The organism is Grimontia sedimenti (assembly GCF_011045095.1).
Taxonomy (GTDB): domain Bacteria; phylum Pseudomonadota; class Gammaproteobacteria; order Enterobacterales; family Vibrionaceae; genus Enterovibrio; species Enterovibrio sedimenti.
In genome coordinates, this window is the sequence record NZ_JAALDL010000014.1 from 102973 (window position 1) to 116339 (window position 13367).

Consider the following 13367-nt stretch of genomic DNA (forward strand, 5'->3'; position numbering starts at 1 on the left):
AATTGAGTCGGCTTTGTCTACTTAAATTATATGAGTGAGTGGATTAACCACACACTTTGGTCCAGCTACCATCGCTACCTGGAACAGAGGCAGTCCACCAGTTTGCTTGGTAAACAACGCCGTCTTTCACGACTTTGTCACCGGCTGCTGCGTGGCTTGGGTTGCCTGCCCAGTCAGTCTGAGGGAGATTTGGGTAAACCACGATGCCAGTCGTGTCACAAGTACCTGTGCCACCACCATTGTCGCCGCCACCGTTACCACCGCCTGCAGACAGGTCTGCCAATGGCAGGTCGCTGTACTCAGATGCGAATGCGTAGTCAACACCGTTGATGTTTACTGTGTAGTTCGCAGGGCCAGAGATTGGCAGGTAGTACACAAAGTCCAGTTCATACGTTGCACCAGGAGCCAGAGAGTCCCACGTTGGCAGTGAGAACGCCAGACGGTGCATAGTACCTTCCAGTCCACCAATGTTGTTCGCTTTGGTGTGGCCAGAAGAAATGACATTCACCTTACCGCCATTCTGACTCTTCGCGTTGTCTGGTGCTGAAGTCGGAATGTCAAACTGGAACTCAGTACCGCCAGGCAGTTCTACGCCAGTGTTGTTAGTGAAAGTGATTTTCGGGTTGATCGGGTAGTTTTGGTCACCCACTTTGAAGCCACCTACGCTAACAGCAATATCAACCGCTTCGGTTGGCATTGGTGTGTCAGACAGTGTTGCACCATACGGTGTTGCAGCTGCAAACTTGTCGTAGATTGCCTTCGTCATGGTGTTACCCATGTGGAACTCACCGTTGCCCGTTGCACAAGCATTTTCAGTTGGGTCTACAACGTCAGTACGGTTGCCGTTTGCATCCAGTTGGTAACATGCGTAGTCACCCGCCAGTTCCCAGAACATGATGCCGCCGATACCTTTGTCGATAACGTAATCAGATTTCACTTTGATTGACGCTTCGTCTTCAGTAGACAGGAATACTTGCTTCTCAGCATTCCACAGCCATGGTGCAACAGCGACTGAGTCGTAGTTACGCTGGTAAGTGCCTTTCAACACGTCTTGTGGATCGTTTACTGGGTCAAGTTTGTACGCAGATGCGTAGGTACCGAAGATGCCATGCTCAAGGTTCTTCGCATGCCACATTGGGTTAGAACCTGCACCCATTTCGTTACCTTTCGGATCCGTATCGTGCCACATGTTGTCGATACCAATCGCGCCGTTACCACAGTTGTTCTTCTCACCTTCACCAGTGCCTGGTTGACACTCAGCTTGGTTAGGAAGTGCAGCTTTACCCCACAGACCGTTTTCACCGCCTGTTACGCCTTGCCAACCACGGGTGTAGTAAGGAACACCAATGTTGATACGGCCCGCTGGCATTGAGCCACGGAAGTAGTGATATGCCCAGTCAGTGTTCAGGTAACCGATACCGCCGTACTGGCTAGTACCGTATACGTTCCAAGCTGCCAGCTCAGAGTCTTTACCTGTGTCGAACAGTGCCGCGTTGTGACCAACGTGGTCATTCCAAGCACCGTGCAGGTCGTAAGTCATGATGTTCACGTAGTCGAGGTACTTAGTGACATCAAACGTTTCCATACCACGCAGCAGGTAACCAGAAGATGGTGCTGCGATGGTCAGCATGTAGTGGTGACCGTCTTGCTCAGAAGCGATGTCGACTTTCTCACGAAGGACACGCATCAGCTCTTGGTAAGAAGCCCACAGGTATGGACGACGTGGTTCCATGAAGTTTTTATCGTACGGGTTACCTGCACCTGCCATTGAGGTTGGGTATTCGTAGTCGATATCCAGACCATCGAACTTGTACTTACGCATCATTTCAACGGCAGAATCCGCAAACTTCTGGATACCGGCATGGTTGATTGAACCGTCAGCGTTGGTAGTCATGGTGTAGAAGCCGCCGTCTGCTACGCGGTTACCATCAAGGCCAAAGTGACCGCCGGTTTCCGCCCAACCACCGATAGAGATCAGGGTCTTAACGTCGTGCTTCGCTTTGTAAGTTGCCAGTGCACCGAAGTGGCCTTTAAAGCCGAGTGCAGGATCAATTTCTACGCCTGGCCATTCTTTACCTACCGCGGCGTTGTTTGGATCGTTCACATCACCGATGTTGACTTTGCCGTCAGCACCGATGCTTACGAACGCATAGTTGATGTGGGTAAGTTCTTCCCAAGGGATATCTTTAACAAGGTAAGCGGCTTGCGGGTCATCGCCTGCGCGCCAGCTGGTGAAGTAACCGATGATACGACGTGGGTGGTCGGCACCCATGTCTTCGCGGCCATCTGCATCATAGATAGTACAGTATGGAACGTTAACACCAGGGGTTTGGAACAGACCTTCTGGACGACAGTTAGATACTGTTGGCGTGCCCGCTACGGTAACAGTGACCAGTGCAGAATCAGTTGATGCGCCTTTGTCATCAGTCGCTTTTGCGTAGATAGAAACGTTGCCGGCTTTGCTTGCAGTCCAGTCGAGAGTGAACGGCGCTGCTGTTTTCGAGCCAACTAGCTGGCCAGCGGCATAGAAATCAACTTTTGCGACTGTGCCATCTGAATCTGCTGCATCAGCAGTCAGTGTCACTACCGCGCCTTGATCAACTGCAGTTGCGGATGCCGCTACAGAGACGGTTGGTGGCTCATTAACCGGGTCAATAACGCCTGGCTGAACAGTGATGCTAAGAGCGGCTGTTTCAGTTACAGCGCCCTGGTCGTCAGTTGCTTTCACTGTGATCGTGTGAGGGCCTTCAGCAGCAGTCCAGTTCAGAGAATAAGGAGAAGTCGTATCTGAACCGACTGAAGCGCCATCGATGAAGAACTCTACTTTGCTGACAGTGCCATCTGAGTCCGCAGCTGTTGCACTTAGCGTGACAACGTCACCATCTTTGATGGTATCAGTAGCAAGTGGAGAATCCAGAGAAACGGTTGGTGCTTCGTTTACAGGGTCAACAACACCAGTGTCACATTGGTCTACAAATTTCCACTCTTTGTAATCGCCTGATGAGGTAGAAGGGTTGTTGCCTTTCGTCCACCAGTTAGCGGTGTAAACGTTGCTTTCGTGCTGAACAGTTGAACCGCCGCCATATGCTTTGTCTGCTGACCATTTTTCAATGTTGGTACAGTCAACAGCAGCTTGAGCATTGAAAGAAAACATACACGCTACGGCGATTGCCGAGAGCGCGAATCCTTTGCTCTTACCTGTCACATCCATTGGATATCCCTCGAAAATAAAATGTTATCTATTGATTTGTATGTTGTTAGCGCACTTAAATCGCGCAATAAATAAAGTAGAGGAGTTGCAAGAGTGAGACACCCCGGATTTCGTCAGATTTAGATCTCTAGTCAGTTCCTGAATTGAAAAGCTTTGCGCTCTTGGTAACGACTCACAGTTTCAATGGGTAAATTTTCACAGGCTGCATGAAATTTGTGCGGTGAATATGTGCTCAATAGCAAAGGTTGAATAGCCAATGTCAGACGGTAAATGTCGACAATAAATGTTTATATTTAGTTGCTGAATGCGTCTTAAATATTGTTGCTGTAAATATTGTCAACAGTATCTATTTTTCTGCGACATGTAACGCGGAAGGAATGTCGATAGCTTTGGGATTGAACAGGGAAAGATGCGACTCAGTCTTAAGAGTGGTTGAGGGATATACAGGCTTAGTAATAAGTAGAAAAAAAGAAGGCCGCTTAATCCCACGACCTCTTTAAATTGTTGAGTGTTTAGCGAGCATTCACGAAGGCTTTGAAGCGTGCTTGTGTTTCTGCGTCCGCTTTATCAAACCAGTAGTGAAGCTGGTACTCCACTTCATTCAAAGCATCTTGCCCACCCACAACCACTCTTGCACGTGGGGTAGCAGTTAGTTGCGCGACAGGCTGAGCGACAACTTCTGATGCGCCTAACTGTAATGACGCAGGGGCGTCTGTTTGGTTGAAGCGCTGCATTTCAGAAAGGTAATCACGGCTCAACTGGAAGCCTGATTTCAGCAGTTTGTTCTGTTCAAACGGAATAGCGTTCTGGTTGGCATCCAGAATGTTGAACTCAGGGTTGTCATTGAATTGACGCACCTGGCGTTTGTTTTTGTGCTCAGGGAATTCGAAGAAAATCTCGGTGTCTTGTGCTTCAAATTTAACAACCAACACGTCAGAGCGAAAAAACGTGACGTCTTTTCCTTCTTCAAAGCTTTCAACATAGCGAAAAGCTAGTTGCTGGGTACCATCAGCCAAAACAACAGGTTCTTCTTTGCTGAACATCGAAGATTGGTGAGTCTCGCCGTTGTAGGCAAGCAACTCGATATTGTCGTTAAGGTGAAGTGTCACATCAGCGTGCGCACCAAACGAAAGCAATGCGGTCAACACTGACGCAAAGGCGAATTTTCTTTTCATTGTGTTCCCCAAAAATAGGTAGAGCGCAGCCCGTAAACATATTGGCTTCGGGCTGCTGTTTTATTATTTAACGTGGCACGCGAAACCTTTCAGGTAGAAACCTTCTGGGTAGCCGCTATCAATTGGGTGATCAGCAGCTTGCTCAAAACGCTCGATAAATTGAACGCTGCGGTGGGCATCCAGCGCTGCATCGGCAATGATCTTCTGGAACAGCGCGTTATCCATCAGACCTGAGCAAGAATATGTCAGCAGTGTGCCGCCTGGCTTCAGGATCTGCATAGCTAACATGTTGATGTCTTTGTAGCCACGACATGCACCGGTCAGTTGGGCTTTAGATTCTGCAAACTTAGGTGGGTCCATAATGACCACATCAAATAGTTCCCCGGCATCACGGTATTCGCGCAGTAGCTTAAAGACGTCTGCATTGACGAATTGTGCTTTCGAGAGGTCATAACCGTTCATTTCGGCATTAGACTTTGCGATATCGAGAGCAGGCTGCGAAACATCGACGTTGATGACTTCCGCTGCATTGCCTTTCAGCGAGTACAGGCCAAATCCGCCGGTGTAACAGAAGCAGTTCAAAACACGCTTGCCGTTAACGTATTTGACGGCCGCTTCACGGCTGTCGCGTTGGTCCAGATAGAATCCGGTTTTGTGACCGCCAGTGATATCGACGCTGATTTTTACGCCGTTCTCTTCAATGACTACAGATGCTGGTGGCATTTCACCATGAAGAACGCCTGTACGCTCTTTCAGGCCTTCTTTCTTGCGCACTGATACATCTGAACGCTCGTAAATGCTGCACTCTGGATATTGTGCGTTAAGCGCTTCTACCAGGTTGTCTTTTTGTGCTTCTGCGCCAGCACTTAAAAGCTGACAAACCAAGAAGTTCTCATAGCGATCGATGGTAATGCCAGGTAAACCATCAGACTCCGCGGCAATCAGGCGGTAACCAGTCAGGCCATCACGGGCAGCCAAAACATCACGCAGACCTTGCGCTTCCTGAAGGCGTTTTTAAAGAACTCAACGTTGACTTCTTCTTTTTCGAATGTCCAAACACGGACACGAATTTGGGAATTAGGAGAAAACGCACCGCGGGCCAGCCATTGGCCCTGATGATCATATACATCCACTGTCTGACCGAGGGAAGGTTTACCTTCGACGCGTTGAATACCACGGGAGAACACCCATGGGTGGCGACGGCGCAGTGATTTTTCACGGCCTTTAACCAGATAAACAGACGGATTCATTGGTTTTTCCTAACTTCAATATGGGGATACTGGGAGGGTTGAACCCAGTAACCAGTAAAAGGTGCTGTATTGTCAGAGAAGCTCGCCAATAATGCAAACGGCCGCACAATGGGCGGCCGTTTTTTCATCAAATCGGCGATTATTCTGTACGAAGGCCTTTCACCAGATCAGTAAGACTGGATGATTGTTTTTGCAGATTCGTGACATCTTGAGATGTTTGTTGAATCATTTCGCTCACCTGCCATGCTTGTTGGCGCACGCGTTCAACATCTGAAGAGATGGTGCCTGCCACGCTACCTTGTTGGTTCGCAGCAGTGGCGATTTCGGTGCTGCGGTCGGTGATACGTTGACTGCGCTCAGAAATAGAGCTGATTTCCAGATCGATGTTTTGCATCAAGCTTTCACTCGCTGCTGCGTTATCAACGGTGCCTTGCATCACGCCACGCAGATGTGCGGTGTTGTTCTCAAGATCCTGAATCATGCGTTGGATTTCAACGGTAGTCTGCTGTGTGCGTCCAGCCAGAGAGCGTACTTCATCTGCAACAACAGCAAAGCCACGGCCTTGTTCGCCTGCGCGTGCCGCTTCAATCGCTGCGTTCAGTGCCAGCAGGTTGGTCTGCTCTGAAATCGCACTGATGGTCGCAACCATGCTGCCGATTTCATTCGAATTCTGTTCCAGTGAAGCCACTGCTTGCGAAGCGGCTTCAATTTCAGATGCCAGAGCCTGAATTGCCTGAAGCGTTTGGGTCACCTGAGTACGGCTTTGTTGGGAAGCAACACCTGCCTCAGAAATTTCGTCTGATGTTTGTTCTGCATGAGAGGCAACATCACGGATCGAACCTGCCATTTCTTCCGTCGCACTTGCCAGAGAATCAAGGTAAGTACGTTGCTCCGTTGAGAGGTTCTCACTGTCTGCGCTACGGCGACCCAGATCCGCTGACAGCTCCTCCATCAATTGCGAAGCGCTCTTGATGGCTTTTACCAGACCATGTTCGCGGTCAGCGACATTGTCGACCGTGGTGGCGATAATGCTGAATTCATCGCGAACAGGAAAGAAGTTCATACGGCTGGTGAGGTCGCCGTCAAGCATGCGCTGCAGAGCATGGTTCATGGTATACATGGCACCGCCAATAAAGCTCGACACGTAATGCAACGCCATCAAACCCAGAACAAACAACACAACCATCAATACCCAAGACGTAGCGCTGATTTGTGCCCAAAAACCGATGGTGTCGGCTGGTGCATAGGTTGCTGCAGCACCGTATGCGGAAGTTTGTTTAATACCGTTTTGAGCCAGCAAACTTGCGGCTTCGGTAGCACTGATGTCGTAGTGAGACAACACTGCCGTCAGCGCTGCACTATGTTTTTCTTGTACCTGTGCAACCTGGGCTTCAGAAGCAGAGTAGAAAATTGAACCCGTTGCGACAGCAAGAGCAACAATGAAAACATAAAGTGCGTAGAATTTTTCTTTTAGACTGAGTTTGATCAGAAACTGGTCAACCCAGCGGAATGGAGTTTCTTTCATGGTGTGAGCTCCTCCAATAAATGTGAGCACATGCATATATACCGTATGGCATATTACACCGTTACATATGCATAACACTAATAAAGGGATAGTGATAGATGTCACATATATGCGTCAAAGCTGTCGTTTCTGGCAAAGTTCAAGGAGTTGGGTTCAGGTTTCACACGGCTCATGAAGGCTTAAAGTTATCGCTGAGCGGTTATGCAAGAAATGAGTCTGATGGGACAGTGACCGTTTTAATGTGTGGTGACGAGAAGAATGTGCAGGCACTGCTATCGTGGTTGGATAAAGGGCCACCAACGGCGAACGTCACCGGGCTGATTCATGAACATGTCGATTGGCAGGCTATTGATGGTTTTTCTATTCAGTAGCGAAACGAAAAGAGGAGCCATTAGGCTCCGCTTTTAAATGCACTTCACTGGCTTTGGCAAACCTGCGAGTTTGGTCGCTTGCTTTGCCGGGCCTTTAGGAAACAGCTTATACAGGTAGCGGCTGTTGCCTTTTTCTGGGCCATACTTTTGTTCCATCGACTTTACCAGCAGGCGAATAGCAGGGGAGGTGTTGAACTCTTTGTAAAAGTCCTGCACGAAATAAACGACTTCCCAATGCGCCTCAGTCAATTCGATGTTTTCCTGTTCAGCCAGCATCGGCACCAATTCTTCATGCCAATCGGCAAAATTTTTCAGATAACCCTGAGCATCGGTTTCGATTTGCTTACCGTTTAATTCCAACATGGATAACCTCGTACTTCGAACGCGCAAAGGATAATACCTAAACCGGTACAAAAAAAGGCTGAAACAAAAAAAGCTCCCGAAGGAGCTTTTTATCATCAAGCTGTTCGATTAATCATCGCCACCGAAAATGCCAAGCAGTTGCAGCAGGCTCAGGAACAGGTTGTAGATGGACACATACAGGCTGATGGTCGCTGAGATGTAGTTAGTTTCACCACCGCGAACAATTGACTGAGTAGTCAGCAGAATAACACCTGTTGAGAACAGTACGAAGATACCGCTGATTGCTACTGACAGCATTGGCATTTGCAGGAAGATGTTAGCAATCATACCTACTACCAGTACAACAAAACCGGCCAACAGCATGCCGTTCAGGAACGACAGGTCACGTTTAGTGGTCAGTGCGTACGCTGAACACGCCATAAAGGTCAGCGCGGTACCACCAAGTGCTGGTGCAATCGCCCAACCCATGCCGGCGCCTACGTACATGTTCAGGATAGGGCCAAGGGTGTAACCAGTAAAACCTGTAAACAGGAAGGTAAACACCAAACCCATCGAGTTGTTCTTGTTCTTTTCAGTCAAGAACAGCAGACCGTAGAAACCAACCAAAGTGATGATGATGCCTGGGTACGGCAGGTTCGCAGCCATTGATACGCCAGCTACAACAGCCGCCCATACCAGAGTCAGTGACAACAGAAAGTAGGTGTTACGCAGTACTTTGTTTGTCGCCAATGCACTCTCTTGTGTTTGACTGGCTGAAACAAAACGTTCGTTCATAGGTTTCTCCCAATGGGGTACATACAGTATCTATTACGACATTAATGGCGTCTTCGGCTTAATTTTTCAAGTCACAATTGTCGCACAAGTGATAATAATGCGGCTTAGCCTCTGAAAATACTAATATATCGTGCCACACGGTCGCATTCGAGTTTGTAAATGGATGTTAATAAGCCGCTACACTCAGTAAGTGTAGCGGCTTTTTATTAACAATTAGTGATGCAGGATTTGGCTGAGGAAGAGCTGAGTGCGGTCAGACTGTGGATTGTTGAAGAATTCCTCTGGAACATTTTCTTCAATAATTTCACCGGCATCCATGAAGATAACGCGGTCTGCCACTTCTTTCGCAAAGCCCATTTCGTGTGTCACGCACAGCATGGTCATGCCTTCTTCTGCCAGCTCAACCATAACATCGAGTACCTCACGAACCATTTCTGGGTCGAGTGCCGAGGTGGGCTCGTCAAAAAGCATGACGTTAGGGTTCATGCACAATGAACGGGCAATCGCTACACGCTGCTGCTGACCACCAGACAGTTGACCAGGGTACTTGTCAGCCTGCTCTGGGATTTTTACGCGCTCGAGATACTTCATGGCGATCGCTTCTGCTTCGTCTTTCGGCATCTTCTTCACCCAAATAGGGGCAAGGGTGCAGTTTTCCAGAACAGTAAGGTGCGGAAAGAGGTTGAAGTGTTGGAAACACATTCCGACTTCTTTACGCACTGCTTCGATGTTTTTCAAATCGTCCGTCAATTCGGTGCCTGCAACAACGATCGAGCCTTGTTGATGCTCTTCAAGACGGTTGATGCAGCGAATCATGGTTGATTTGCCTGAACCTGAAGGGCCACAAATAACGATTTTCTCGCCTTTCGCGACCGACAGGTTGATGTTTTTCAGTACATGAAACTGACCGTACCATTTGTTCATATCGGTCAGTTTGATAACAGGGGCGTCTTGTTGACTCATAAATACAATCCTTGTTCTTTATCGCTTGTGACCGGTATGAAGCTTGTTTTCCAGAAAGATACTGTATCGGGACATACCGAAACAGAAGATCCAGAAAACGAGAGCAACGAACACGTAGCTTTCTGTTGCAAAACCGAGCCAGTTCGGGTCGGTATTCGCGGCCTGGCCGATACCTAGTACATCAAACATACCGATAATCAATACCAGACTGGTGTCTTTAAACAGACCGATAAAGGTATTTACGATGGATGGAATCGTGATTTTGAGCGCCTGGGGAAGAATGATGAGATTCATCTTCTTCCAGTATGTGAGTCCCAGGGCATCAGCAGCTTCATACTGGCCTTTTGGAATGGCCTGAAGACCACCACGTACCACCTCTGCCATGTATGCCGAAGCAAACATGACCACACCAATCAGTGCGCGCACCAATTTGTTGGTTTCCGATTCACCCGACATGAACAATGGCAGCATCACTGAAGCCATAAACAGAACGGTGATCAGTGGAACGCCACGCCATACCTCGATGTACACGGTAGAAAGGCTTCGGATGATAGGCATTTCTGAACGTCGGCCCAGTGCCAGCACAATACCGATAGGTAGTGAAATCACGATACCCACGATGGCAATGATCATCGTGATCAATAAGCCACCCCAAAGGTGCGTTTCCACTTTAGGCAGACCAGCCACATCACCAAACAGCAGAAAGACCGCCATGATGGGGAATGCCACCAAGAACAACAGCAGAATCCAACCGCGCTTCGGTGTCTTTTCGTAGACTAGCAGTGCTGTGAAAATAGCCAGAATCGCGTAAAAGAGTTTAGGGCGCCAGAGCTCTTCGCTTGGATAGAATCCAAACATGAATTGCTCAAAGCGAACATTGATGAATACCCAACAAGCACCATCGCTTGTGCAGTCTTCACGTGTTGTTCCCACCCAATTAGAATTTAAAAACGCCCAATCGAACACGGCCCACAAGGTCATCAAGGCGATATAAGCCAACACAATTGTCATGAGCGAGTTGAGTGGAGAAGAGAACAGGTTTTTTCTCAGCCAACCGACCGCACCTACCGTATTCGGTGGTGGTGGCAGATCAGGTTGAAACTCATGTTTTCTTGTCATGGGTTACCTCTCAACCAGTGCCATCTTGGCGTTGTAAATGTTCATCAGCAAGGACGTTAATAAGCTGAGAGTCAAGTAAACCCCCATCGTCATAGCGATAATCTCGATAGCCTGACCCGTTTGGTTCAAGGTCGTACCCGCAAACACTGACACCAGATCCGGATAACCAATAGCCATCGCGAGTGATGAGTTCTTTGTCAGGTTCAGGTATTGGCTGGTCAAAGGTGGAATGATGATACGCATTGCTTGCGGGATAATAACCAATCGCAGTGTTTTACCGCGCGGTAAGCCCAATGCCATCGCAGCTTCTGTTTGTCCATGGCTCACAGCATTAATACCGGAGCGGACGATCTCTGCAATAAAAGAGGCCGTGTAAATAGACAAAGCGAGTGTTAACGCCGCTAATTCGGGGATAATGGAAATCCCTCCGCGGAAGTTAAACCCTTTCAGCTCTGGGTATTCCAGCGATACCGGCATACCTGCAACGAAAAACGCTATCAGCGGTAATCCGATGATGGCTGCCAATGAAATGGTAAATACCGGTGTTTGCTCACCTGTTGTTTCCTGTTTGCGTTTCGCCCATTTGGCCAGCACAAAGCTGAAAACCAGCGCAGCAGCTAACGCAACAAAGATGATGGTGGAACCTTCCTCAAAGACGGGACGGGTAAAGAACATACCGCGCACGTTAAGGAAGAAAGATTCACCAATACTGATACTTTCTCTTGGGGAAGGCAGGGCTTGAAGAACCGCGAAATACCAGAAGAAAATTTGCAGAAGTAGCGGAATATTTCGGAAGATTTCAATATACACCGCAGCAAAACGGCTTAGCAGCCAGTTGTTCGATAGTCTCGCAATACCCATCAGAAACCCGATGATAGTTGCGAAGACGATACCGAGTACGGAGACCAACGCGGTATTTAACAGGCCAACAAAAAAGGTTCGGCCGTAAGAGTACGTTTCATCGTACTCAATCAGCGTCAAACCAATCCCAAATCCCGCTTCCTGTGTTAAAAAGCCAAAACCGGTCGCAATACCACGAGACTCAAGGTTAGTCAGGGCATTGTTAACGATGGTGTAGACAAAAAACACCAGCGCAATAATAGCTACGGCTTGGAAAACAACAGAGCGAAACGTTGGATTGTAATGATGCTTTGCTTCTTCTCTGGACGAGCGACCGATCCAGAGTTCAGCGCATTATCTTTAGATGCCATACATCTGCACCTCTATCCTTATACGTTAATTATGGGGCACAGAAAACTGTGCCCCAGCATACGTTTATAAAACGAACGACTTATTAGCGGATAGGTGGCGCATACAGGATGCCGCCGTCAGTCCATAGCGCATTCACACCACGTGAAATTTGCAGTGGAGAGTCTGAGCCTACAGTGCGTTGGAAGCTCTCGTCGTAGTTACCCACTTGTTTGATAACCTGGTAACCCCAGTCATCATTCAAGCCAAGGCCTTTACCTTTAGGACCGTCTTGACCCAGGATACGGCGGATGTTTGGATCTTTAGAGTTAACCATCTCGTCAACGTTTGCAGAAGTGATGTTGAACTCTTCACCATTGATCATGGTGTTCAGTGTCCACTTAGCAATGTTGAACCAGTTGTCATCGCCTTGACGAACAACTGGGCCCAGTGGCTCTTTAGAGATGATTTCAGGCAGTACCACAGCACTGGCTGGATCTGCCAGCTTGATACGTGACGCATACAGGCCAGACTGGTCGGTAGTCAGCGTGTCACAGCGGCCAGATTCGAAGCCTTTAACGGTTGCATCATACGTATCGTAAACCACTGGCTTGAAGGACATGCCGTTAGAGCGGAAGTAGTCAGACAGGTTCAGCTCTGTCGTTGTACCTGATTGAACACATACGGAAGCACCGTCAAGCTCCAGTGCGCTTTTCACGCCCAGATCTTTTTTCACCATGAAGCCTTGGCCGTCATAGTAGTTAACGCCAACAAAGTTCAGGCCCAGAGTGCCGTCACGTTGCAGTGTCCACGTGGTGTTACGGGAAAGCACGTCGATTTCACCAGATTGCAGCGCGGTGAAACGCTCTTTCGCTGTCAGAGGAACGAATTTAACTTTGCTCTTGTCACCAAGTACTGCGGCAGCCATGGCTTGACAGAACTCAACGTCAATACCTTCCCACTCACCGTTAGCGTTAGGGTTAGAGAAACCTGGAAGACCGGTGCTCACACCACAGCTGATAACGCCTGCGTTCTTCACTTTCTCCAGAGTATTTTCACCTTGGGCAGAAGGAGCAGGAGCTTGTGCAGTGCTCGCTTTTGCTTCAGACAGTTGCTTTTCTAAAGAAGCTACCTGCTTTTGAAGGTCGTCGATTTGCTTCTGACTTTCAGCGCTGTTTCCACCGCTGTCACAGCCTGCAAGCAGTAGAGCTGAGAGCACTGCAAGCCCGAGTGTCGACTTTTTATTAACCATACCTATCAATCCTTTATTGGTTATTACTGGTTGTTACTCATGGACAAGGCTCATAAGAGGCAAGCAGCCTAAAAATGATGTGAACCTCGCAAAACCATTCAGAAGTTTATTAACACAAAGTTAACAAAAAATAGTATAGGGGTTGAAAACATGGCTGCAAATTGAACAGTTTGGAG

At 48.4% G+C, this 13367-nt stretch carries 10 protein-coding genes and 1 pseudogene; 1 reads left to right on the forward strand and 10 read right to left on the reverse strand.

Annotated features, from left to right (window positions below):
- Positions 1-43: 43 nt before the first annotated feature.
- The 4 genes and pseudogenes from G5S52_RS17500 to G5S52_RS17515 all read right to left on the reverse strand — a co-directional run bounded on the left by G5S52_RS17500 (position 44) and on the right by G5S52_RS17515 (position 7161).
- The gene (locus G5S52_RS17500; RefSeq protein WP_165016779.1) at positions 44-3211 is read right to left on the reverse strand and encodes a chitinase C-terminal domain-containing protein; all 3168 of its coding nucleotides are present in this window, start codon (positions 3209-3211) and stop codon (positions 44-46) included.
- A gap of 512 nt (positions 3212-3723) precedes the next feature.
- Positions 3724-4386, reverse strand: coding sequence for a YccT family protein (locus tag G5S52_RS17505; protein WP_165016782.1), 663 nt, complete (start codon positions 4384-4386; stop codon positions 3724-3726).
- 63 nt (positions 4387-4449) lie between these two features.
- A pseudogene (locus tag G5S52_RS17510) lies at positions 4450-5636 on the reverse strand (class I SAM-dependent methyltransferase).
- Between the two features lie 139 nt (positions 5637-5775).
- On the reverse strand, positions 5776-7161 hold the full coding sequence (locus G5S52_RS17515; RefSeq protein WP_165016784.1) for a methyl-accepting chemotaxis protein: 1386 nt from the start codon (positions 7159-7161) through the stop codon (positions 5776-5778).
- Positions 7162-7259: 98 nt separating this feature from the next.
- On the opposite strand from G5S52_RS17515, the gene yccX reads away from it, so the two are divergent.
- Entirely contained in the window at positions 7260-7532 is a 273-nt protein-coding gene (gene yccX / locus G5S52_RS17520) for an acylphosphatase (RefSeq protein ID WP_165016787.1), read from the forward strand.
- 33 nt (positions 7533-7565) lie between these two features.
- On the opposite strand, the gene G5S52_RS17525 is transcribed toward yccX, so the two are convergent.
- The 6 genes from G5S52_RS17525 to G5S52_RS17550 form a co-directional block, all read right to left on the reverse strand.
- Complete coding sequence (locus G5S52_RS17525; RefSeq protein WP_062661065.1) at positions 7566-7895, reverse strand: TusE/DsrC/DsvC family sulfur relay protein; 330 nt, start codon at positions 7893-7895, stop codon at positions 7566-7568.
- 108 nt (positions 7896-8003) lie between these two features.
- Positions 8004-8669 carry a Bax inhibitor-1/YccA family protein gene (locus G5S52_RS17530; RefSeq protein ID WP_165016790.1) on the reverse strand — a complete coding sequence of 222 codons (666 nt, stop codon included), beginning with the start codon at positions 8667-8669 and terminating at the stop codon, positions 8004-8006.
- A gap of 213 nt (positions 8670-8882) precedes the next feature.
- Positions 8883-9632 carry an amino acid ABC transporter ATP-binding protein gene (locus G5S52_RS17535; RefSeq protein WP_002539046.1) on the reverse strand — a complete coding sequence of 250 codons (750 nt, stop codon included), beginning with the start codon at positions 9630-9632 and terminating at the stop codon, positions 8883-8885.
- Between the two features lie 18 nt (positions 9633-9650).
- A complete protein-coding gene (locus G5S52_RS17540; protein ID WP_165016793.1) occupies positions 9651-10751 on the reverse strand; it encodes an amino acid ABC transporter permease in 1101 nt (366 codons plus the stop codon).
- Positions 10752-10754: 3 nt separating this feature from the next.
- A complete protein-coding gene (locus tag G5S52_RS17545; RefSeq protein ID WP_165016921.1) occupies positions 10755-11930 on the reverse strand; it encodes an amino acid ABC transporter permease in 1176 nt (391 codons plus the stop codon).
- Between the two features lie 115 nt (positions 11931-12045).
- Positions 12046-13191, reverse strand: coding sequence for an amino acid ABC transporter substrate-binding protein (locus G5S52_RS17550; RefSeq protein ID WP_165016796.1), 1146 nt, complete (start codon positions 13189-13191; stop codon positions 12046-12048).
- Positions 13192-13367 lie beyond the last annotated feature (176 nt).

What these genes read in the sequence shown, in the direction of transcription:
- G5S52_RS17515 (WP_165016784.1), bottom strand. Translation starts at nt 7,161, where the DNA reads ATGAAAGAAACTCCATTCCGCTGGGTTGACCAGTTTCTGATCAAACTC.
- G5S52_RS17550 (WP_165016796.1), bottom strand. Translation starts at nt 13,191, where the DNA reads ATGGTTAATAAAAAGTCGACACTCGGGCTTGCAGTGCTCTCAGCTCTA.
- G5S52_RS17535 (WP_002539046.1), bottom strand. Translation starts at nt 9,632, where the DNA reads ATGAGTCAACAAGACGCCCCTGTTATCAAACTGACCGATATGAACAAA.
- G5S52_RS17525 (WP_062661065.1), bottom strand. Translation starts at nt 7,895, where the DNA reads ATGTTGGAATTAAACGGTAAGCAAATCGAAACCGATGCTCAGGGTTAT.
- G5S52_RS17530 (WP_165016790.1), bottom strand. Translation starts at nt 8,669, where the DNA reads ATGAACGAACGTTTTGTTTCAGCCAGTCAAACACAAGAGAGTGCATTG.
- G5S52_RS17500 (WP_165016779.1), bottom strand. Translation starts at nt 3,211, where the DNA reads ATGGATGTGACAGGTAAGAGCAAAGGATTCGCGCTCTCGGCAATCGCC.
- G5S52_RS17505 (WP_165016782.1), bottom strand. Translation starts at nt 4,386, where the DNA reads ATGAAAAGAAAATTCGCCTTTGCGTCAGTGTTGACCGCATTGCTTTCG.
- G5S52_RS17540 (WP_165016793.1), bottom strand. Translation starts at nt 10,751, where the DNA reads ATGACAAGAAAACATGAGTTTCAACCTGATCTGCCACCACCACCGAAT.
- yccX (WP_165016787.1), top strand. Translation starts at nt 7,260, where the DNA reads ATGTCACATATATGCGTCAAAGCTGTCGTTTCTGGCAAAGTTCAAGGA.